The 21,524-nt window shown below is 70.5% G+C and carries 17 protein-coding genes; 5 read left to right on the top strand and 12 right to left on the bottom strand.

Annotated elements, in window-relative coordinates; all coding sequences use genetic code 11:
• Positions 1-88 precede the first annotated feature (88 nt).
• Positions 89-1,327 carry an RNA polymerase sigma factor gene (locus AC3DEV_RS06665; protein WP_488371696.1) on the top strand — a complete coding sequence of 413 codons (1,239 nt, stop codon included), beginning with the start codon at positions 89-91 and terminating at the stop codon, positions 1,325-1,327.
• A gap of 118 nt (positions 1,328-1,445) precedes the next feature.
• Positions 1,446-2,237: a class I SAM-dependent methyltransferase gene (locus AC3DEV_RS06660; protein ID WP_488371631.1), complete on the top strand. Its 792-nt coding sequence runs from the start codon at positions 1,446-1,448 to the stop codon at positions 2,235-2,237.
• A gap of 158 nt (positions 2,238-2,395) precedes the next feature.
• Here the strand turns inward: AC3DEV_RS06660 and meaB are convergent, their stop codons facing one another.
• The 3 genes from meaB to AC3DEV_RS06645 form a co-directional block, all read right to left on the bottom strand.
• Positions 2,396-3,403 carry a methylmalonyl Co-A mutase-associated GTPase MeaB gene (gene meaB / locus AC3DEV_RS06655; protein ID WP_488371630.1) on the bottom strand — a complete coding sequence of 336 codons (1,008 nt, stop codon included), beginning with the start codon at positions 3,401-3,403 and terminating at the stop codon, positions 2,396-2,398.
• A gap of 92 nt (positions 3,404-3,495) precedes the next feature.
• Positions 3,496-5,802, bottom strand: coding sequence for a methylmalonyl-CoA mutase (gene scpA / locus AC3DEV_RS06650; RefSeq protein ID WP_472981435.1), 2,307 nt, complete (start codon positions 5,800-5,802; stop codon positions 3,496-3,498).
• A 1-nt stretch (position 5,803) separates the two neighbouring features.
• A complete protein-coding gene (locus AC3DEV_RS06645; RefSeq protein WP_488371629.1) occupies positions 5,804-7,642 on the bottom strand; it encodes a methylmalonyl-CoA mutase family protein in 1,839 nt (612 codons plus the stop codon).
• A gap of 138 nt (positions 7,643-7,780) precedes the next feature.
• Here AC3DEV_RS06645 and AC3DEV_RS06640 point away from each other — a divergent pair, with 138 nt between their 5' ends.
• A complete protein-coding gene (locus AC3DEV_RS06640; protein ID WP_227022273.1) occupies positions 7,781-8,416 on the top strand; it encodes a TVP38/TMEM64 family protein in 636 nt (211 codons plus the stop codon).
• On the opposite strand, the gene AC3DEV_RS06635 is transcribed toward AC3DEV_RS06640, so the two are convergent.
• On the bottom strand, positions 8,400-9,212 hold the full coding sequence (locus AC3DEV_RS06635; protein ID WP_488371695.1) for a DUF3097 domain-containing protein: 813 nt from the start codon (positions 9,210-9,212) through the stop codon (positions 8,400-8,402). The two genes, AC3DEV_RS06640 and AC3DEV_RS06635, sit on opposite strands and share 17 nt — an antisense overlap.
• Positions 9,213-9,288: 76 nt before the next feature.
• Here AC3DEV_RS06635 and AC3DEV_RS06630 point away from each other — a divergent pair, with 76 nt between their 5' ends.
• The gene (locus tag AC3DEV_RS06630; protein ID WP_119191692.1) at positions 9,289-10,101 is read left to right on the top strand and encodes a hypothetical protein; all 813 of its coding nucleotides are present in this window, start codon (positions 9,289-9,291) and stop codon (positions 10,099-10,101) included.
• 35 nt (positions 10,102-10,136) lie between these two features.
• Here AC3DEV_RS06630 and AC3DEV_RS06625 read toward each other — a convergent pair whose 3' ends face one another.
• The 8 genes from AC3DEV_RS06625 to AC3DEV_RS06590 all read right to left on the bottom strand — a co-directional run bounded on the left by AC3DEV_RS06625 (position 10,137) and on the right by AC3DEV_RS06590 (position 18,387).
• Positions 10,137-11,264 carry a ferrochelatase gene (locus tag AC3DEV_RS06625; RefSeq protein ID WP_132063335.1) on the bottom strand — a complete coding sequence of 376 codons (1,128 nt, stop codon included), beginning with the start codon at positions 11,262-11,264 and terminating at the stop codon, positions 10,137-10,139.
• Between the two features lies 1 nt (position 11,265).
• On the bottom strand, positions 11,266-12,108 hold the full coding sequence (inhA, locus tag AC3DEV_RS06620; RefSeq protein ID WP_120283249.1) for an NADH-dependent enoyl-ACP reductase InhA: 843 nt from the start codon (positions 12,106-12,108) through the stop codon (positions 11,266-11,268).
• Between the two features lies 1 nt (position 12,109).
• Positions 12,110-12,841 (bottom strand): 3-oxoacyl-ACP reductase FabG1, encoded by a 732-nt coding sequence (gene fabG1 / locus AC3DEV_RS06615; RefSeq protein ID WP_154827434.1) that lies wholly within the window; start codon positions 12,839-12,841, stop codon positions 12,110-12,112.
• A 66-nt stretch (positions 12,842-12,907) separates the two neighbouring features.
• Positions 12,908-13,888 carry a VWA domain-containing protein gene (locus AC3DEV_RS06610; RefSeq protein ID WP_259821881.1) on the bottom strand — a complete coding sequence of 327 codons (981 nt, stop codon included), beginning with the start codon at positions 13,886-13,888 and terminating at the stop codon, positions 12,908-12,910.
• Positions 13,885-14,868, bottom strand: coding sequence for a DUF58 domain-containing protein (locus AC3DEV_RS06605; protein ID WP_256819321.1), 984 nt, complete (start codon positions 14,866-14,868; stop codon positions 13,885-13,887). Before AC3DEV_RS06605 ends, AC3DEV_RS06610 begins: the two co-directional genes overlap by 4 nt.
• Positions 14,865-15,878, bottom strand: a complete 1,014-nt coding sequence (locus AC3DEV_RS06600) for an AAA family ATPase (protein ID WP_067714538.1) — start codon at positions 15,876-15,878, stop codon at positions 14,865-14,867. Before AC3DEV_RS06600 ends, AC3DEV_RS06605 begins: the two co-directional genes overlap by 4 nt.
• A 137-nt stretch (positions 15,879-16,015) precedes the next feature.
• On the bottom strand, positions 16,016-17,563 hold the full coding sequence (locus tag AC3DEV_RS06595; RefSeq protein ID WP_488371628.1) for an NlpC/P60 family protein: 1,548 nt from the start codon (positions 17,561-17,563) through the stop codon (positions 16,016-16,018).
• 284 nt (positions 17,564-17,847) lie between these two features.
• Positions 17,848-18,387, bottom strand: coding sequence for an Rv1476 family membrane protein (locus AC3DEV_RS06590; protein WP_067714361.1), 540 nt, complete (start codon positions 18,385-18,387; stop codon positions 17,848-17,850).
• A 245-nt stretch (positions 18,388-18,632) separates the two neighbouring features.
• On the opposite strand from AC3DEV_RS06590, the gene AC3DEV_RS06585 reads away from it, so the two are divergent.
• Positions 18,633-21,446: an aconitate hydratase gene (locus tag AC3DEV_RS06585; RefSeq protein ID WP_067714358.1), complete on the top strand. Its 2,814-nt coding sequence runs from the start codon at positions 18,633-18,635 to the stop codon at positions 21,444-21,446.
• Positions 21,447-21,524 lie beyond the last annotated feature (78 nt).

Below are 21,524 nucleotides of genomic sequence, written 5' to 3'. Positions count from 1 at the left end.
GACCGAGGGACCAGGAGACGCCGTGGGCACCGAGCGCGGGGCGCCCGGTGACCGCCGACCCGGGGAGTGCGAGAGCGCGGCCCCGGGTCTGGCGGTTCGCGACGTGCTCGGCGCGCTGCGCCGGGAGGACCGCCCGCGACTGCTCGCGGCTCTCGTGGCGCGGTTCGGCGACCTCGACCTCGCGGAGGACGCGACGCAGGACGCCTTCGCGGCCGCGCTGGAGAAGTGGCCGGTCACCGGTGTGCCGGACAAGCCCCTGGCCTGGCTCATGACCACCGCGGCGCGGAAGGCGATCGACCGACTCCGGCGACAGCGGGCTCTGACGGAGCGGTTGGCCCGGCTGCACGTCGAGCAGGAACACCGGGTGGCCCGTGCGGTGGAGGTCTCGCCCGCGGATCCGGACGAAATCCCGGATGAGCGTCTCGAGCTGTTCTTCGCCTGCTGCCACCCCACCCTGAGGGTCGAGGAGCAGGTCGTGCTTACGCTCCGGTACCTGGCGGGGCTGACCACCGCCGAGATCGCCCAGGCGTTCCTGGTGCCGGTGCCCACGATGCAGCAGCGGCTGGTCAGGGCGAAGAGGCGGATGCGGGTCACCCGGATCCCGGTGCGGGTACCCGGGAGCGCGGAGCTTCCCGACCGGCTCTCGGCCGTTCTCACCGTGATCTACCTCGTCTTCTCCGAGGGGTATGCCGCGACCGAGGGGGCGAGTCACCTGAGGACGGATCTGACGCAGGAGGCGATCCGGCTGGCCCGCATCGTCCACCGGTTGATGCCCACGCAGTCGGAGGTCACCGGTCTGCTGGCGTTGATGGTGCTGATCGAGGCACGGGCGCCCGCACGGACCGGTCGCGACGGGATGCCCGTTCCCCTGCCGGACCAGGACCGCCGCACGTGGGACCGTCTTCTGCTGGAGGAAGGCCTGTCGCTCGCACAGCAGGCTGCCGCGGGCGGCCCGGGCCCGTACTCCGTTCAGGCCGCCATCGCCGCCGTGCACGCCGAGGCCCCGGACTTCGCGTCGACGGACTGGCGGCAGATCGTGGCCCTCTACGATGTGCTCGTGATCCTCGCTCCCGGCCCGGTGGTCCGGATGGCGCGGGCGGTGGCCCTCGGGCGACGAGACGGGCCGGAGGCGGGGATCGCCCACCTGGACGAGTTGTCCGCGGACCCGGCGCTCGCCGAGCACCATCCGTTCCACGAGGCGAGGGCGGTCACCCTGGAGTTGCTCGGGCGTCCGGAGGAGGCGCGTCGGGCGTGGGCCCGCGCCCACGCACTCGCCCGCAACGAGGCCGAGCGTGACTACCTCCTGCAGCGCTGGTGGGACGCCTGAAGCTCGTGCGTCGCGTAGCTCGACTCGCCTTCCCTTCCCCCTCGACCCAAGGCAGGTTAGGCTAACCTCACGCCGCGACCTTCAGGTGTCGGCGCCGCATCCCCGAGGAGGTTCCCACATGACCGCCAGTCCGCTCCCCCAGCACGACCGGGACCCCGAGTCCGTCGCCGGGCACTGGCTCCTGGCGCGTATGGGCAAGAAGGTCCTTCGTCCGGGCGGTAAGGAACTGTCCGGCTGGCTCGTCTCGGCCACCACCGTGACGGGCAAACGCGTAGTGGAGTTCGCTCCCGGACTGGGGTTGACAGCGACACTGCTGCTCGACGAGAGCCCGGCCTCGTATGTGGGCGTGGACTCGGATGCCGACGCCGTCGCCGTCGCGCGCCACGCAATCGGAGGCCGGGGTGAACTGGTGGTGGCGACTGCCCAGGAAACCGGTCTGGAGACCGCGTCCGCCGACATCGTCGTGGGCGAGGCCATGCTCACCATGCAGGGCGACTCGGCCAAGCGGCAGATCGTGGCCGAGGCCAGCCGGGTGCTCGGGACGGACGGGCGGTACCTGGTCCACGAACTGTGCCTGGTCCCCGACACCCTGGACGACGAGATCAAGACGGGTATCCGCAAGGACCTCGCCCGTTCGATCCGGGTGAACGCGCGGCCACTGACCGTAGCGGAGTGGACCCACCTGTTCGACGAGGCCGGCTTCGAGGTCGAGAGCACCCAACTCCGCCCGATGGCGTTGCTTCAGCCCCGCCGTGTCCTCGCCGACGAGGGCATCGTCGGCGTGGCCCGGATCGTCCGAAACCTCCTCCGCGACGCCGACGCCCGCCGACGGGTTCTCGCCATGCGCAGGACCTTCGTCGCGCACGATCAGCACATGAGCGCCGTCGGGTTCGTACTGCGCAAACGCTGACCGCGCCGCGGCACACGAAATCCGCTACTCCCCCTCCGGATCCGCTACCCGATTCCGAGTAGCAGATTGGCAGTGCGAGTAGCGGATTTGGTGTGGGCGGTCGGGGGCGGTGCGAAGCCTGCGCATTGCGCACTGCGCAAGACGGTGCCCGGCGGGGCTCAGGAGTCGAAGGCGTCGATGATGGCCTGCGCCGCGAGGGCCGCGGTGAGCGTGCCCTCGCGGACCTGTTGCTCCACTTCCGGGGCGATCCTGCGCACCTCCGGATCGGCGGCCAGCCGGGCCATCAGCGTGTCGTGGACCATGGACCACGTCCAGTCCACCTGCTGACGCGCCCTCCGCGCCTCCACCTCGCCGATCCCGTTCATCGTGTCCTGATGCGAGCGGACGGCGTCCCAGAAGCGGTCCAGTCCCTCGGCCTCCAGTCCCGACATGGTCAGGACGGGCACCTTCCACACCGCGTCGGCAGGACGCACCAACCGTAGGGCGGCCCCGAGTTCGCGGGCGGCCCGCGAGGCGTCCTTGACGTGCGGGCCGTCAGCCTTGTTCACCGCGACGATGTCCGCCAACTCGAGGACACCCTTCTTGATGCCCTGCAGCTGGTCGCCGGTGCGGGCGAGGGTGAGGAACGTGAAGCAGTCGACCATCCCGGCCACCGTCACCTCGGACTGGCCGACACCGACGGTCTCCACGAGGATCACGTCGAACCCGGCGGCCTCGAGCAGGACCATCGTCTCCCGCGTGGCCTTGGCCACGCCCCCGAGCGTGCCGGACGTGGGCGAGGGCCGGATGTAGGCCCTCGGTTCCGTGGACAGGGTGGCCATGCGGGTCTTGTCACCGAGGATCGAACCCCCGGTGCGGGTGGACGACGGGTCGACGGCGAGGACCGCGACCTTGTGACCCTGCTCCACCAGATACAGGCCGAAGGACTCGATGAACGTCGACTTGCCGACCCCGGGCACCCCGGTGATGCCGATCCGCAGCGCCCCACCGGCGTGCGGCAGCGCGCCCAGCAGGAGCTGTTGGGCCTTCTCCCGGTGTGCCGGGTTCGTGGACTCCAGCAGTGTGATCGCGCGGGCGAGGATCGGCCGGTAGTCCTCGAGCACGCCGGCGAGCAGTGCGTCGACATCGATCTCGCGCCGCGGACGCGGCCCGGTGGCCGAGGGCACCGGGCCACGCACCGAGCCGGTGCCGGCCGTGGTCGACAGACTGCCCGACAGGTTGCCCGAACCGGCCGGGTCGGGTCCGGAGCCGAGGCGGGTCAGGACGTCACCTCCGAGCCGGCCCCCTCACCCGGGGCGGCCGACGAGAGGTCGTGGCCGAGCTCGCCGGCGAGGGCATCGAGCAGCCCGATCGCAGCTTCGGCGATCACGGTGCCCGGCGGGTAGATCGCGGCGGCCCCGGCATCGTAGAGCTCCTGGAAGTCACCCGGCGGGATGACGCCACCGACCGTGACCATGATGTCCTCGCGACCCACCCCGGCGAGCGCCGAACGCAGTGCGGGTACCAGGGTCAGGTGACCCGCGGCCAGGGAGGACACGCCCACGACGTGCACGTCGGCGTCGGCGGCCTGCTGGGCCACCTCCTCCGGCGTCTGGAACAACGGGCCCATGTCGACGTCGAACCCGAGGTCGGCGAACGCGGTGCCCACGACCTTCTGGCCGCGGTCGTGGCCGTCCTGTCCCATCTTGGCCAGCAGGATGCGGGGACGGCGTCCCTCCTGCTCGGCGAACGCGTCGGCCATCCGCATGGCACGGGTGACGTTGTCCACGGCGCCCTCCTTGGTGACCTCCTGCCGGTACACACCGGACAGGGTCTTGATCTCGGCCTTGTGACGACCGTAGACCTTCTCCAGCGCGTCGGAGATCTCCCCGATGCTGGCGTACGCGCGGGCCGCGTCGATCGCGAGGGCGAGGAGGTTGTCGTCCATTTCGCTGCTCGCCCCGCCGGAGGCGGCCTCGGTCAGGCGGGCCAGGGCCGCCTGGCAGGCGTCCTCGTCCCGTTCCGCCCGCAGCTTCTCCAGTTTCGCCAGCTGCTCGGTGCGGACCCGGGAGTTGTCGACCTTGAGGACGTCGATCTCCTGATCCTCGGTCACGACGTACTTGTTCACGCCGATCACGGGCTGACGACCGGAGTCGATGCGCGCCTGGGTCCGGGCGGCGGCCTCTTCGATGCGGAGCTTGGGGATGCCCTCCCCGATCGCCTGGGCCATGCCGCCGGCCTCCTCGATCTCGAGGAGGTGCAGACGGGCCTTGTCGGCGAGCTGGGCGGTGAGCCACTCGATGTAGTACGAACCGGCCCACGGGTCGATCGGCCGCGTGGTCCCGGACTCCTGCTGCAGGAGCAGCTGTGTGTTCCGGGCGATCCGCGCGGAGAAGTCGGTGGGCAGTGCCAGGGCCTCGTCGAGGGCGTTGGTGTGCAGCGACTGCGTGTGGCCCTGGGTGGAGGCCATGGCCTCGATGCAGGTCCGCGCGACGTTGTTGAAGACGTCCTGCGCGGTCAGGGACCACCCCGACGTCTGCGAGTGGGTCCGCAGCGACTTGGACTTGGCGTTCTTCGGCCCGAACTTCTCGACCAGCTCGCTCCACAGCAGACGCCCCGCGCGCAGCTTGGCGATCTCCATGGAGAAGTTCATGCCGATGGCCCAGAAGAACGACAGGCGGGGCGCGAACTTGTCGATGTCCAACCCGGCGTCCAGACCGGCGCGGAGGTACTCCACGCCGTCGGCCAGCGTGTACGCCAGCTCGAGATCGGCCGTCGCACCGGCCTCCTGGATGTGGTAACCGGAGATGGAGATCGAGTTGAAGCGCGGCATCATCTTCGACGTGTAGGCGAAGATGTCCGAGATGATCCGCATGGAGGGCTTGGGCGGATAGATGTAGGTGTTGCGGACCATGAACTCCTTGAGGATGTCGTTCTGGATGGTCCCCGCGAGCTGGTCCGGCGTCACCCCCTGCTCCTCGGCGGCCACCACGTAGAACGCGAGGATCGGCAGGACGGCGCCGTTCATCGTCATCGACACCGACACCGACGACAGGTCGATGCCGTCGAACAACTCGCGCATGTCCAGGATGGAGTCGATCGCCACCCCGGCCATGCCGACGTCGCCGGCGACCCGCGGGTGATCGGAGTCGTACCCGCGGTGCGTGGCCAGGTCGAACGCGACCGACAGGCCCTTCTGGCCGGCTGCGAGGTTGCGCCGGTAGAAGGCGTTGGACTCGGCGGCCGTGGAGAACCCCGCGTACTGGCGGATGGTCCACGGCTGGTTGACGTACATCGACGGGTAGGGCCCGCGGAGGAAGGGTGCCGCACCCGGCACCGTGTCCAACGGGAAGGGGGTGACCTCCTCGCCGTCGTCGGTCGGGGCGGTGCCCGCCTCCACGGCGTCACGGTCGGCCTTGGTGTAGACGCGCTTGACGTCGATACCCTCCGGCGTCTCCCACGTCGGGTCCGCGTCGACGCCGGGACCCACCTCGTGGTCGGCCGTGGTCTCGACACCGTCCGGCAGGGGCGCCCCCTCGGAGGTCTCCCGCAACGGGGTGGTGCTGAAATCGGGGAACGTCGTCATGTCACTGCACTCCCAGCTGGTCGAGGAGGGTGGTCAGGGCGGCGACGGCATCGATGCCGAGGGCCAGGTACCCGTCCGGGCGGTCGGTGGCGTCGGCGGGGAAGCCCTTCTCGGCGCCGGCGAGGTACACCGTCGACACCCCGGCGTCCCGGAGGGCGCGGACGGCGTCGGCGCCCTCGGTCGCGTAGCGCTTGTCCGCGCCGCAGAGCACGGCGATCCGCTCGCCCTCGTGCGCCCCGGCGTACTGCCCGGCCTCGGTGACGACCGGATTGCGTGCCTCGATGCCGCCGGCGGCGAGCAGGTTGGCCACGAACGTCACGCGGGGAGTCGTCTCGGCCTGGGGGCCGAGGCCCGCGATCAGGACGGTCGGGCGGGAGCCGGTGGCCTCCAGGTGCGCGTCGGACCGGTCCCGCAGGTCCTCGAACGCGCGGCCGTAGCGGTAGTCGTCGCCGCCACGGCGGGAGGCGTCGAGGGGCTGCTCGTCGAGATTGGGGAATTCGGACACACCGGTGATCGGGGCCGTGCGGTGGGCGATGTCGGCGTCGCGTGCCTCGCGTACGCGGGCGATGGCGTCGGCGACGGTGCCCGAGGAGATCGCGGCGGTCAGGCCGCCCTCCGCCTCGATCGTCTGCAAGGCCGACCACGCGGCGTCGGCGAGCGCGTCGGTGAGCGACTCGACGTACCAGGAGCCACCGGCCGGGTCCACGACGTGGCCGAGATGGGACTCCTCGAGCAGCAGGAGCTGGGTGTTGCGGGCGATACGCGCGGCGAAGGCTCGGGAGGTGCTCTCGAGGCCCCCCGGCACCGAGGCATCGAACGGGAGGACCGTCACCGAGGTGGCGCCGCCGACCCCGGCACCGAACGCGGCGAGGGTGGTCCGGAGCATGTTCACCCACGGGTCCCGGCGCGACATCATCGCCATGGAGGTCACCGCGTTCTGCGGAGCGCCACCGGCCTCGGGAGCGCCGAGGAGTTCGGCGACGCGGGCCCACATGAGCCGTCCCGCGCGGAACTTGGCGATCGACGCGAACTGGTCATCGGTGGCGGCGAGCCGGAACGAGACCTGGCGCAGCGCGGCGGCGGCGGACAACCCCGCCGTCATCAACGCACGCACGTACTCCAGCCCGGCGGCCACGGCGTAGGCCAACTCCTGGGCGTCGCCGGCGCCGTCGGCGTGGAAGACCGTGCCGTCGGCGACGAAGGTCCGGATGGTCTCCTCGCGCTCCGTGACCCGCGTGGCCAGCTGCACCGCGGAGTCGAGCTCGATCGTTCCGGTCCCCGCGTAGGCGGCGGTCACGGGCGCGGCCCCCAGGTCGGCGATGACGGCGGCGCGGTCGACGACCCCGTCACCTGCGGTGCGGCGCTCGTCGAGCAGGGCGAGGAACGACTCGGCGACCTCGACCAGGCGGGCACCGGAATCGAAGGTGACCGGGGCCAGATCCAGGTAGACGTCCTTGAGGACCGCGCCCAGCTCGGCGGGCTCGGCGGACAGCCACAGTGCCGAGACACCCTGGTTCAACAGGTCCAGGATCTCGGTGTTGACCTCCGAGGCCTCCCCCGTGACCTCGATGCGCGAGCTGACGTGCCAGCCGCTCTCCGGCAGCCCCGACCGGTCCCCGCCGCGGACGAAGGGGAACTGCCCGGGCGCGGGGCGCTCGGCGATCTCGTCCTCCCGCGTGTACAGCGGGTTGACCTCGATGCCGTCGCGTGTGGTGGCGACCAGTGCACGCCAGGCGTCCTCGGGCATGTCGGCGGGATCCTTGCGGGCGGCCTTCGCGAGGACGGCTCCCACAGAGGCGTACCAGGAGTGAAGGTCTGGACCTGTGGTCGAACTGGTCACCGGTACCTCGTTCTCTTGTGGAGTGAAGGGGGTCACCCCCGGACTCTAGTCCAGCCCCACCGGAGCCGGAACACGCCCTCGCGGTGAGGGGGACCTGCGGGGGACGACATCCGGACCACGGCGACTACAGTCGTCCCGGTGCGGAACCGGGTGTTGGCGTGGGTGGCGGCCGTCGCGCTGGTGGTCCTGGTCGCGACCCTCGTGCCGACCCCGGGGCTGGAGCAGTTCCGTGACTGGGCCACGCGACTGGGTCCGTGGTTCCCCGTTGCCTTCTTCGCCGCCTACGCGCTCGTCACTGTCTCGCCCATCCCCCGGTCGACCTTCACCTACACCGCCGCGGTCCTGTTCACCCCGGCCGTGGCCATCCCGTGGTCTCTCGTGGCCACCGGCATCGCGGCGACACTGGCGTTCGCCGGGGTCCGTCGCCTCGGTCACGACCGGACAGCCGCGTTGCGTGCGGATCCGCGGGTGGCCTCGATCGACGCACGACTGCGTCGGCGCGGGTGGCTCTCGGTGGGCAGTTTGCGGCTGGTACCCGCGGTGCCGTTCTCGGTGGTCAACTACGCCGCCGCGCTGACCTCGATCTCCTACCCGCAGTTCCTGCTGGCCACCCTCATCGGCAGTGCGCCCGGGACCGTCGCCGCGGTCCTCCTGGGGCATTCCCTGACCGAGGGTGACGGTACGGCCGCACTGTGGGCCACCGCTGGGTTCGCCCTGATCGGACTGGTGGGGATGGTCCTCGACGCCACGCTGCCGGTCAGGCCGGTTCGGTGACGAAGTCGACCAACCTCTCCACCGCTCCTAGCAACGCGGGTTCGATGTCCCGGTAGGTGCTCACGGAGGCGAGCACGTGGCGGAACCCGTCGGCGGGTTCGCCCCAGCCCAGCCGCCGGCAGATCCCCGTCTTCCAGTCCTCGCCGCGGGGGACCACCGGCCATTCGCGGATCCCCACGGCGGAGGGTTTGACCGCCTGCCAGATGTCCACGTACGGGTGGCCGGTCACGAGGACGTCCTGCCCCAGTCCGGCAACGATCCGCGATTCCTTGCTGCCCTCGACGAGGTGGTCCACCAACACGCCGAGTCTCGCCTGACGGGTGGGGCCGAACTCGGTGACCAGCGCGTGCAGATCGTCGATCCCGTGCAGCGGTTCGACCACCACGCCCTCGACCCGCAGATCGTGGCCCCAGATCTTCTCCACGAGCGCGGCGTCGTGGATGCCCTCGACCCAGATTCGCCCCGCGCGGGCCGTGCGGGCCCGCAGTCCCTCGACCTTCCGCGACCCCGACGCGGTGACCGCGGGCCCCCGCCGCGTTGCCGGGGCCGGCTTCCGCAGGGTGACCGGGGAGCCGTCGATGAGGAACGCCGAGGGGGTCATCGCGAAGAGGCGCACCCGACCGCGCCGGTCCTCCAGTTTGACGAACTCGCCGTCGTAGGACCGGTCGAAACCCACCACGGCGCCGCAGAACCCGGATTCGGCGTCCTCCACCACCAGGTCCCGTTCGGCGTCGACGACGGGGACCTCCGGGCGGTGGCGTCGCGCCGTGCCGGACAGGATGTCGGAGCCGTACATGTCTGCCATGGCCAGACACGGTAGCCGTCGCCGCGCCGGGGGTGCCGGCGGCACACCGCCGGTAGGATTGATCGTCATGTCCCGACCCCTCACCCGCAGTACCGCGCTGTCCCCGGCGTGGCCGCTGCCGCTGTACCTCCTGCGCACCGCGTGGGCGGATCAACCGTTCGACGAGTTGACCTCGTACGTCTCCGGCCTGGCGGAGTCGCACCTGTTGGAGATCGTCGGAGCGCCTGTCCCGATGCTCGCCGAGGTCTCCCCCGCCGCCGGCCCGGCAGGACTCCTGCCCGGGCTCGTCACGACGCTGCGGCGCGCCGGGCGTTCGTATCCGGCGCCGGAGGCGCTGTCCCTGCTCACGACGGCGCCCGGGGACTCCTCGAGCCTGCCGCCGGTCCCGTCGGTTCGCGCGGACGTGGCCGACGCCGGGTGGGGGATCCTCGTCCGCGACCCCGGCTCACGGGACGCCGTGTGCCTGACCTGCGTCCAACCGCATCCCGAGGTGCTGCGGTGGCGGGCGCGCGGGGTCCATGACTGCCCCGTCGCGCCCCAACCGGCCGGCCCCTCGGAGGCGCTCGCCGACCTGGGTGGAGCCGTCGTGGAGGCCGCCGACCTCATCGAACGCACCGCCGTACGCACCAACGACGTGGCCCGGATCGACATCCGTTCCCACGTCACCCGCCTGCCGGCCGGGCTCCCGTCCCGCGTCCTCGAGCTGGTGGACAGGATCGACCGGGTGGAGGCGATCACCTCCGTCGCGCTGGCACAGCCGGAGGTCGGGGTGGATCCCGCCGCGCGCGAGCCGGTTCTCCGGCGACTCGTCGCGGTGAAGGACGCCGCACGCCGGTCCGCGGTGGCCGCGGCCGGCGAGGCGGCGCTGAGAACCTTCTGACGACGCCCGGGGACCGGGACCGTCGGAGCGTCAGGTCACGCTCTCCGCGAGGGTGCCGGGCAACAGTCGACCGCGCACCGGGCGCCGTTCCGGGTACAGCCCAGGGACGGCACGTCACCGAGCCGCTCGATCCGCTCCCCCGTCTCGACCTCGTCGAGCATCTGCAGGATCATCTCGGTGAACTCGTGAGACGGGCCCGGGGTCGCGCACCGGGTGATGCGCACCCCGAGGTCGTCGGTGTCCTCGACGAGTTCGGTGTCGAGGTCCCAGATCACCTCGACGTGGTCGGAGATGAAGCCGACCGGGCACACCACGACGTCACGTATCCCCTGATGCGTCGCGAGGTCCCGGACGTGGTCCACGACGTCCGGTTCGAGCCACGGCACGCTCGGTGGCCCCGACCGGGACTGCCACACGACGTCGTACTCGTCCACCCCGGCCGCCGCGGCGACGAGACGCGCGGCATCGTTGACCTGACGGCTGTAGAGGTGACCGCCGAGTCTCTTGGGGCCGGCGGTGGCGTCGGCAGTGGTCGGGACGGAGTGTGCGGTGAACACCAGTCGGGGTTCTCCCCCCGTACCGACCCCGGCACCGTCGGAGTCGGCGTCGCGGGCCAGTTGCCGGGCGTCCTCGAGGGCACGTGACAGGTCGGCGGCGAAGCGATCGACGAACTTCGGGTGGTCGTGGAACTGTCCCAGGCGCACGAGCGTGGGAGCGTTCTCGACCGCGCCCCGTGCCCGCTCGATGTCCTCGTGGTACTGCCCGCACCCGGAGTATCCACCCCATGCCGAGGTGACGAACACCGCCGCGGTGCGGACGCCATCGTCTCTCATCCGCATGAGGGTGTCCTCGAGGTACGGGGTCCAGTTGCGGTTGCCGAAGTAGACGGGCAGGTCGCGGCCGCGGCGGGCCAGTTCGGCCTCGACATTCGCGATGATCTCGCGGTTGAGGTCGTTGATCGGGCTGCGGCCGCCCAGGTGGCGGTAGTGGGTGGCCACCTCCTCTAGGCGCTCCTGCGGGATCCCCCGGCCCCGGGTGACGTTCTCCAGGAACGGGATCACGTCCTCCTGCCCCTCCGGCCCGCCGAATGAGAGCACGAGCAGGGCGTCGACCTGCCCCACGGTGTCGACCTGCCCCGCGGTGTCGTCCGTCGATCCTGTCATGTCACTTCTCCTGTCCGCTGAACGAGACCGTCCCCGCGCCGCCGTCCGCGTAGATCACCGTGCCGGTCGTGGCGGTCATGAGGTCCGAGAGCAGGGCGACGGCCGTCGTGGCCACCGCGGTGGGGTCGTCGACGTCCCATCCCAACGGGGCCCGCCGGTCCCACTCGTCCTGCATCTGGTCCAGCTCGCCACCGGGTCCGAGTGCCTCCCCCGCGATCGCCTTCGCCGCGAGCGTCTTGACGGGCCCGGCGGCGATGAGGTTCGAGCGGATCCCCTCTGGACCCAGGTCGCGGGCGACATAGCGGTTGACCGCCTCGAGGGCGTTCTTGGCGACCGACATCCAGTTGTAGAACGGCATGGAGAACCGGGGGTCGAAGTCCAGGCCGATGATCGACGCACCGCGGTTCAGCAGGGGATGCACGGCCTTCGCCAGCGACGCGTACGAGTAGGCGGAGACCTCGAGTGCCACGGCCACGTCCTTCCAGGGCGCGTCGAGGAAGGGATCCCCGAGACAGCTGGGCGGCGCGAACCCGATCGAGTGCACGACGCCGTCCAGCGAGTCGGCGTGCTCCCGCACCCGGTCGGCCAGCGCGGCCAGATCGTCCTCACTCTGGACGTCCAACTCGATCACAGGCGGACGCTCGGGCAGGCGTTTGGCGATGGCTTTGACCAACGACGGGCGGCCGAAGGCGGTGAGGATGACCTGCGCACCGTGCAGTTGGCAGTGCTTGGCGATGTGGAACGCGATGGAGGCATCGGTGATGACGCCCGTGACGAGGATCGTCTTACCGGAGAGCAGCCCGGAGCCGGTCTCCACCTTCTCGCCCGTGTCGGTCTGGCTCATGTCAGTGCCCCATTCCCATTCCGCCGTCGACCGGGATCACGGCCCCGGAGATGTAGCCGGCGTCGTCACCGGCGAGAAAACTCACGATCCCGGCCACGTCTCCGGCCGACCCCTTGCGTCCGAGCGGGATCGCCGCGATCGCCTGCTCCTGCGTCTTGTCATCGAGACCGGCGGTCATGTCGGTGTCGATGAAACCCGGCGCCACGACGTTCGCGGTGATGCTGCGGGACCCGAGTTCGCGGGTGAGCGAGCGTGCCATGCCGACCAGACCGGCCTTCGACGAGGCGTAGTTCACCTGCCCCGCGGTGCCCGACTGCCCGACCACCGAACCGATGAAGATCAGGCGACCGAACCGGGCCCGCAACATCCCGCGGGAGGCACGCTTGGCCACCCGGAACGCGCCCGAGAGGTTGGCGTCCACCACGCTGGTGAACTGCTCGTCCTTCATCCGCATGAGCAGGGTGTCCTCGGTGGTCCCCGCGTTGGAGACCACCACCTCCACGGGGCCGTACTCGGCCTCGACGGCGGTGAAGGCGGCGTCGACCGAGTCGGGGTCGGTCACATCGCACTGCACTCCGAAGAGCCCTTCGGGGGCCCCGGACCCGCGGTGGGTGACGGCGACGCGGTGGCCGTCGGCATGGAGCCGCTCGGCCACCGCCCGCCCGATCCCGCGGTTACCTCCGGTCACGAGGACCGTTCGGGGGGTGGTGCCGGGCGTGCTCTCGGAAACCATGTCCCCCACCCTAGCGAGCCGGGGCGGGCGGTCCGGCGCTGGTCCGCACTCGGGTCCCGGTCGGTGTCACGGGATCCGCCGGTGCGCGGTCAGTGACCCGACCGCCGCGAGCATGGCCAGCAGGGTGCCGATGACGAGCCAGGGGCGGGAGGCGTCGGCCTTCTTCCACTCGTAGCCGATCTGTTCCTCGAGGGTGCGGTACACGGAGTCGAGTTCCTCGAGACTGGAGGCGGTGAAAAAGTCGCCCCCCGAGATGTCGGCGATCTGTCGCAGGGACGCGTCGTCGACGGGCACGGGCTGCGGCCTGCCCTGGATGTCGACGGTGCCGTACAGGGTGCCGAACGAGATGGTGGAGACGGGTATGCCGGCCTCCGAGGCCCGTTCGGCGGCGGTGAACGCGCCCCGCTCCTCGGTGGGGTCGGCGGGGACGGTCTCCTTGCCGTCGGAGAGCAGGACGATCCTCGCCGGGGGTGCCTGGTCGGGTCCGCCCAGGCTTTCGGTGAACGTGGTGATCGCCTGGGTGGCGGTGTAGATGGCCTCCCCGGTGGCGGTGCGCTCGTCGAGCCTGAGTCGCTCGACCGCGCGGACCACCGGTCCCCGGTCCGTGGTGGGGGCGACGAGCATCGAGGCGGTGCCCGCGTAGGAGACCAGGCCCAGGTTGACGCCCTGGGTGAGGTTGTTCGCGAAGGTCGTGGCGGCCTGCTGTGCGGCCTCGAGTCGCGACGGGGAGACGTCGGTGGCCTCCATGGACAGGGACACGTCGACGACGAGCATGACGGTCGCCCGGTTCCGTGGAACCTTCTGTTCGCGCTGTGGGCCGGCGAGGGCCACCACAAGGGAGAGCAGTGACAGCACCAGGAGCACGGCCGGGACGTGCGTGAACCAGCGGCGTCCTCGGCGATCGACGGTCCGGAGGACCCCGAAGTTGCCGAACCGCACGGTCCGGCGCTTCTTGGACCGCAGCGCGATGACGTATCCCACGGCGAGTGCCAGTGGAACGACCAGCAGGATCAGCCAGAGCGGATGCTGGAACTCGGACAGGCTCATCGCGTCGCCACCTCCTGCGTCCCGGGCCGGTCGTCGGGGAGGTCGCGGACGAGATTGTCGCCGGTCGGCAGGCCGCCCTGGCGGCGCACACCGACGAAGTCGATGACGTCACGGATCCAGTCACGGTCGGTCCGCAGGGCGAGGACGGGTGCGCCGCACCGCCGGAGCGCGGAGTGGACGCGGTCGCGTTGCTCACCGGCGGTTCGGCGGTAGTCGGCGGCGAGCGCGTCATCGACGTCGAGTTCGAGGACCTCCCCGGTGGCGGGATCCTGCAGCAGGGCGGCGCCCACGGCCGGGAGTGCGATGTCGAGTGGGTCCGCCACGTGGACGGCGAGGAACTCGTGGCGGGTGCCCAGGACGCGCAGCGACCGTTCCCAGTCCACCTCGGACAGGAAGTCGGAGATCACCACCACCAGGCCGTGCCGGCGAGCGGCGTTCCGGACGGCGTGGAGGCAATCGTCGAGCGAGCCCCCCGGCGTGACGCGTGGTGTCGACCGCGCCACCTCCTCCAGTAGGCGTCGGACGTGGTCCCGTCCGCCGGTCGCCCGCAGGACGCGTGGGCGTCCGTCCCCGGTGAGGACCATGCCGACCCGGCTACCACCGCCCGCCGAGAGGAAGCCGACGGTGGCGACGGCGGCCTCGACCAGTCGCCGCTTGGCTCCGTGCCGGCCCTCCACGTCGAGACTCGGCGAGAGGTCGACGACCAGCCACGTCTCGAGCTCGCGGTCGGCGATGGTCTGACGGATGTGCGGGACGGTGGTCCTGGCGGTGACGGACCAGTCCATCGTTCGGACGTCGTCCCCGGGTTCGTAGGCCCGCGCCTCCCCGGGCTCGGTGCCCGGCCCGGGCAGCAGTCCGCGGTGGTCGCCGTTGAGTACCCCGTCGAGACGGCGCGTGACGAGCAGTTCCAGCTGGGCCAGGGCCGCACGGGACGACGCGTCGACGGGGTCGTCGCGTCTGCCCTCGTCCGCGGCGGTCACCGTGACGGCGGCGGGCCGGCCTGGGCGGGAACCGCGCTGATCTGTGGGAGCGGTACGGCTTCGAGCACGCGTCGCACCACGGTGTCGGCGGTGACCTCGTCGGCCAGCGCGTCATAGGTCAGAACGAGACGGTGCCGGAGGACGGCCGGCAGGACGTCGATCACGTCCTGCGGCACCACGTAGTCGCGTCCCCGCACCAGGGCGAGCGCACGGGCTGCGGTGACGGCCCCGAGCGTCGCACGGGGAGAGGCGCCGTAGGAGAGCCACCGCGCGACGTCCTCCAGCCCGTGCCGTGCGGGTTCGCGGGTGGCCACCGTGACGCGGACGACGTAGTCGACCAACGCGTGATGGACGAACACCTCGCGGACGGCCTTCTGCAACCGGATGAGGGCGTCGACGCCGAGGACCCGCGTGGGTTCCGGCGGGGTCGAGCCCATCCGGTAGACGATCTCGCGTTCCTCCTCCGGGGTGGGGTAATCCATGACGAGCTTGAACAGGAAGCGGTCCCGTTGTGCCTCCGGCAGCTGGTAGACACCCTCGCTCTCGATGGGGTTCTGCGTGGCCATGACGAGGAACGGGCTGGGCATGGGGAAGGTCTGACCGCCGATCGAGACGTGCCCCTCGGCCATGACCTCGAGCAGCGCGGACTGGACCTTGGCGGGTGCACGGTTGATCTCGTCCGCGAGCACGAAGTTCGCCAGGATGGGGCCGAGCTCGACATCGAACTCCTCGCGGCCCTGCCGGTAGATGCGGGTGCCGACGATGTCGGCGGGGACGAGGTCCGGGGTGAACTGGAGCCGCCGGAAACTCCCCCCCACCACGGTGGCGAAGGTCTCCACGGTGAGGGTCTTGGCCACGCCCGGGACGCCCTCGAGCAGGATGTGACCCCGCGAGAGGAGGCCGACGAGGATCATCTCGATAAGTCGGTCTTGGCCCACCACGACCTTCTTGACCTCGTAGACCGCTCGCTCGAGGAGACGTGCGTCCTCCGCGGCCGTCGACGCGCTCACGGGGGGCTCGCCGGGACGGCTCGACTGTTCGGGATGGGGATCGCTCACCGCGGAGGGCTCCTTCGCGTGGTCGGGTGTTCCGGGCGCCCTGCCGGGGCCGTCCGAACGGGTTGGGGACGACAGTACCGGTGCCGCGGTCAGACCAACCGGACCACCATCGGCGAGATCCCGGCCATTCGCACCGGCGAGATCTTCACGACGTCACCGGATTGGGGTGCCTCGACCATCTTGCCGTCGCCGAGGTATAGGGCCACGTGGCCGGGCCAGAACAGCATGTCGCCCCGCTGTCGCGTGGCCACCGGGAACTGCGGCCCGGCGGTGTACTGGTAGCCGGTGTAGTGCGGGAGCGCCTTGCCGATCCCGGCGAACGCGTAGATCATCAACCCCGAACAGTCGAAGCCGATCTTGTTGTAGTCACCGTGCCAGTCGGCGACCCCGCCGTCGCGGATGCCACGGGTGGGCCCGTTGGCATCGCCGCCTCCCCACGCGTACGGCATCCCGAGCTGGGAGAGGGCGCGGTTGACGACGGTCTCCACGCGAGCACTGTTCGAGGGGGTCCCGGCATTCCCGCCCTGGCCGGCGCCCGGCCCGGGCGCCGCCGGCCCCTGGGCGATCGAGCCGAAGTCGGCCCGGCTGATCGCGTCGGCGACCTGCTGCACGATCGCCTCGGTGTCACCGTTGATGCCGGCGTCGACGGCCGCGCCCACGCTGCCGGCGTCGATGGTCCCTCCGATGGCGCGGGTCGCCTCGTCCGAAGAGCCCCCGGCGAACTGCCGGACCGCACCCAGGTCGAGATGCGACGGGAGCGCGGAGGCGATGTCGGCCGCCTGCTCCCCGGCCTCCGGCTGGCCCGCGAGGACACTGAGGGCCTCCGCGCGCATCGCCTCTGCGTCGACCGCGTCCGCGGCGTCGACCCGTGGGCCCGCCGGGGTGGCACCCGACTCCGCGAGGGCGGCGCGGTGTTCGTCCAGTTCACGGGTCAGCGCGACGACCCGGTCCTCCAGCGCGGTGACGTCGCCCGCGACCCTGGAGACCTCCGCCTCGGCGGAGGCCCGACGCTCGGCGGCGTCCGAGTAACGCTGCTCGGCGGAGTCGCGGGCGGCCACTGCCTCGGACTCGCGCCGGGTGGCCTCATCGGCGGCCGCCACCATCTCCCCCACCACGGTGCGCTGGTCGGCCGCGGCTCGCTGGAGATACTCCTGGCGCAGCCCGGCATCCGCCGGCCCGCCGGGATCGAGGATCGCCGACGCCGCGCCCGGTGCGGTTCCCTGCCGGTGCAACAGCCGTGAATAGTCGTCGAGGGTGCCGCGCGCGGACTCGACGCCGGACTCCGCCTGCTCGCGTTCGGCGGAGGTGCGGTCTGCCTCGGCGATGGCCCGGTCGAGTTCGATCCGGGCCATCTGGAGGTCGACCAGGCTCTTGTTGACGCCCTCCCGGCTGACCGCGATCTCCTCGCGGGTCTGGTCCAGTCGGGCGCTGGCATCGGCGACGGCACGGATAAGGCCGGAGATGTCGCCGGGCGCGACCGCGGTGACCTGCTGGGCTCCGGCCACCGGCGCCTGCACCGCACCGGCGGATGTTCCCAGGACCAGCACCGCGGCCAGTGCCGCCCGCCCGGGTGCCCTTCCGGGATACCTGCGTGTGCGCGCCCCTCGGGCACGGTTCGACGAATGGTCAGGCTCCACGTTTCACCTTCCGCTGACCGCACCGGGGTGCGGCTGACCGCGCGACCCGCACGGCGGGACGCGAGACCGAGGCGGTGTCGGCGGCCGGTGATGCCTTCCCCTGCGCCACTGGAGCCTCAACACGACTCGGTAGAACCTAGTGTTCCTTTAGCACCGTAGGTCACAGGGAACACATGTGAAACATCGGTCGGCAAAATACACTGCTGTAACTTGCATAACAGCAGGACGGGCGGCGTGTCGCGAATTGGACACCGCTGTCGGAAAAGCGACGTTTCGGCGTCTTCTCAGCGTGAGCGACGTCGCAGGACGATCGCGAAGGCGACGAGCGCGAGCACGGTGACCACGATCGCGGCCGCGGTCAGGGCGCCCCATGGCGGAGCGGGGGCGGTGACCTTGTGAGCGAAGACCGCGGCGGAGGCCACCGGGTCGAACTCCTCCCAGGCGTCGTCCTGTCCGGCCTCGAGTTGGTGGCGCGGGATCGAGTCGCTGGAGCTGCCGATGAACACCGGGGTGCGCACGAGGATCGTGCCGTCGTACTCCTCGCCCAGGAACGCCGCGAGGTCACGGGCGTCCGTGTAGACGGTCGCCGGCGCCTCGGTGTAGACCACTTTCAGGTCCAGACCTCGATCACCGGCCTCGTCCACCACGGTCCGGAGGCCCTCGACGAACGGTGCAGGTGCGGAGACCCCGTCGTCGGCGAGGTCGGCGACCACGGCCTGGTAGTCCAGCCAGGGCGGGACCTCGTCCTCCCGTAACGACATGATCGGCTCGGCCGCATACGCGAGCACCGTCACGGGATCGGAGGGAGTGTCCACGTGCGACATGGTGCCATCTCTCCGTCGTCGCCCACGAACCCACGCGCCGCTCGTCGGCGATAACCGCAGTCGCGTGCCCACGTTCGGGCGTGCCGGGGGCTATACAGGACGGGCGTACTGGTAAATTGGCGGCCGAAGACGGATCACAGGGTCCACAATGGATGCTGTGTCCGCCCCGGCGCCGCCGCCCGAGACAGACGCGGTGACACCGGGAGGGATGACGAACCGACATTCGCACCACGAGTGGAGCTGACGTGACAGCAAGCATTGATAGTTTCGGCGCCAAGGGGACCCTTGAGGTCGGCGACGAGACCTACGACATCTACCGCCTGTCGGCGGTTCCGGGGGCCGAGAAGCTCCCTTACTCGCTCAAGGTCCTCACCGAGAACCTCCTGCGCACCGAGGACGGCAAGAACGTCACCAAGGCGCACATCGAGGCCCTGGCGAGCTGGGACCCCAGTGCCGAGCCCGACACCGAGATCCAGTTCACGCCGGCCCGCGTGATCATGCAGGACTTCACAGGCGTGCCCTGCATCGTCGACCTCGCCACCATGCGTGAGGCCGTCGAGAAGCTCGGTGGAGACCCGGACAAGGTCAACCCCCTCGCCCCCGCCGAGATGGTCATCGACCACTCGGTGATCATCGAGTCCTTCGGTCAGGCCAGCTCGTTCGAGAAGAACGTGGAGATCGAGTACGAGCGCAACGAGGAGCGGTACCAGTTCCTGCGCTGGGGCCAGGGCGCGTTCGACGACTTCAAGGTCGTCCCCCCGGGCACCGGCATCGTCCACCAGGTCAACATCGAGTACCTGGCGCGCACGGTGATGGTCCGCAACGGCCAGGCCTACCCCGACACCTGTGTCGGTACCGACTCGCACACCACCATGGAGAACGGTCTCGGCGTACTCGGCTGGGGCGTCGGCGGCATCGAGGCCGAGGCCGCGATGCTCGGTCAGCCGATCTCCATGCTCATCCCCCGCGTCGTGGGCTTCAAGCTCACCGGTGCGATCAAGCCGGGCGTCACCGCCACCGACGTGGTGCTGACGATCACCGAGATGCTGCGCAAGCACGGCGTCGTCGGCAAGTTCGTCGAGTTCTACGGCGCCGGTGTCGCGGCCGTGCCGCTGGCCAACCGCGCCACTATCGGCAACATGAGCCCGGAGTTCGGCTCCACCTGCGCCATGTTCCCGATCGACGGCGAGACCATCGATTACCTGCGCCTGACCGGCCGCGATGAGGAGCAGCTCGCCCTCGTCGAGGCCTACGCCAAGGAGCAGGGCATGTGGCTCCACCCGGACTCCGAGGAGCCCGTCTTCTCCGAGTACCTGGAGCTGGACCTCGGGGACGTCGTCCCGTCGATCGCCGGCCCGAAGCGTCCCCAGGACCGCATCGAGCTCTCCGATTCCAAGAGCGCGTTCCGCAAGGACATCCACAACTACGTGGACGGCGAGGCCAAGCCGCTCGGTGACACCGAGAAGGGCCGGATGCAGTCCGAGGGCGGTGCCCCGTCGGACAACGCCGGCAAGGTGACCCTCGCCCACGCCGAGGAAGGTGCGGTCCGCGCCGACGCGTCCACGCGTTCCGAGGGCCGCCCGTCGAAGCCGGTCGAGGTCAAGGTCGGCGACACGGAGATGGTGCTGGACCACGGCATCGTGTCCATCGCGTCGATCACCTCGTGTACCAACACCTCCAACCCGTCGGTGATGATCGGCGCCGGGCTCGTCGCCCGTAAGGCGCACGAGAAGGGCCTCACGGCCAAGCCGTGGGTCAAGACCTCCATGGCCCCGGGCTCGCAGGTCGTCACCGAGTACTACGAGCGTGCCGGTCTCTGGCCCGACCTGGAGGCCCTCGGCTTCCACCTCGTCGGCTACGGCTGCACCACCTGCATCGGCAACTCCGGTCCGCTGCCGGAGGAGATCTCCGCCGCGATCCAGGAGAACGACCTCACCGCGACCGCCGTCCTGTCCGGTAACCGCAACTTCGAGGGCCGGATCAACCAGGACGTCAAGATGAACTACCTGGCGTCCCCGCCGCTGGTCATCGCCTACGCGATCGCAGGCTCGATGGACTTCGACTTCGAGAATGACTCGCTGGGCAAGGACAAGGAGGGCAACGACGTCTTCCTGAAGGACATCTGGCCCACCTCCGAGGAGATCGAGGAGACCATCAAGGCCTCCATCTCGTCCAACGAGTACAAGTCCAAGTACGCCGACGTGTTCGCCGGTGACGAGCGCTGGCGCGGTCTCAGCACCCCGGACGGCAAGACCTTCGAGTGGGACCAGAAGTCGACCTACGTCCGCAAGGCCCCGTACTTCGAGGGCATGGAGATGGAGCCGGAGCCGGTCACCGACATCAAGGGCGCCCGCGTCCTGGCCAAGCTCGGCGACTCGGTCACCACCGACCACATCTCGCCGGCGTCGACCATCAAGCCGGGCACCCCGGCGGCGCAGTACCTCGACGCCAATGGTGTGGAGCGCAAGGACTACAACTCCTTCGGCTCCCGCCGCGGCAATCACGAGGTCATGATCCGCGGCACGTTCGCCAACATCCGGCTGCAGAACCAGCTGCTGGACGGCGTGACGGGCGGTTACACCCGGGACTTCACCCAGGAGGGTGCGCCGCAGGCGTTCATCTACGACGCCGCACAGAACTACGCCGAGCAGAACACCCCGCTCGTCGTACTCGGCGGCAAGGAGTACGGCACCGGCTCCTCGCGTGACTGGGCCGCCAAGGGCACTCGCCTGCTCGGCGTCCGCGCCGTGATCACCGAGTCGTTCGAGCGCATCCACCGCTCCAACCTCATCGGCATGGGCGTCATCCCGCTGCAGTTCCCCGAGGGCGAGTCCCACGAGACCCTCGGGCTCGACGGCACGGAGACCTTCGACATCTCCGGCATCGAGGAGCTGAACAACGGCACCACGCCCAAGACGGTCAAGGTCACCGCCACCAAGGAGGACGGCCAGGTCGTCGAGTTCGACGCCAAGGTGCGCATCGACACCCCCGGCGAGGCGGACTACTACCGCAACGGCGGCATCCTGCAGTACGTCCTGCGGAACATGATCAAGGGCTGATCGGCCTCCCACATCAACGGCGGTGCGCGGTTTCCCCTGCTCAGGCACGGTGACTGCGCACCGCCGCGGTGTTTCCGA

The organism is Dietzia sp. IBK-p2-15D (assembly GCF_057773105.1).
Note: the sequence above shows the minus strand (reverse complement) of the source record. Positions and strands in the feature narration are given on the sequence as shown.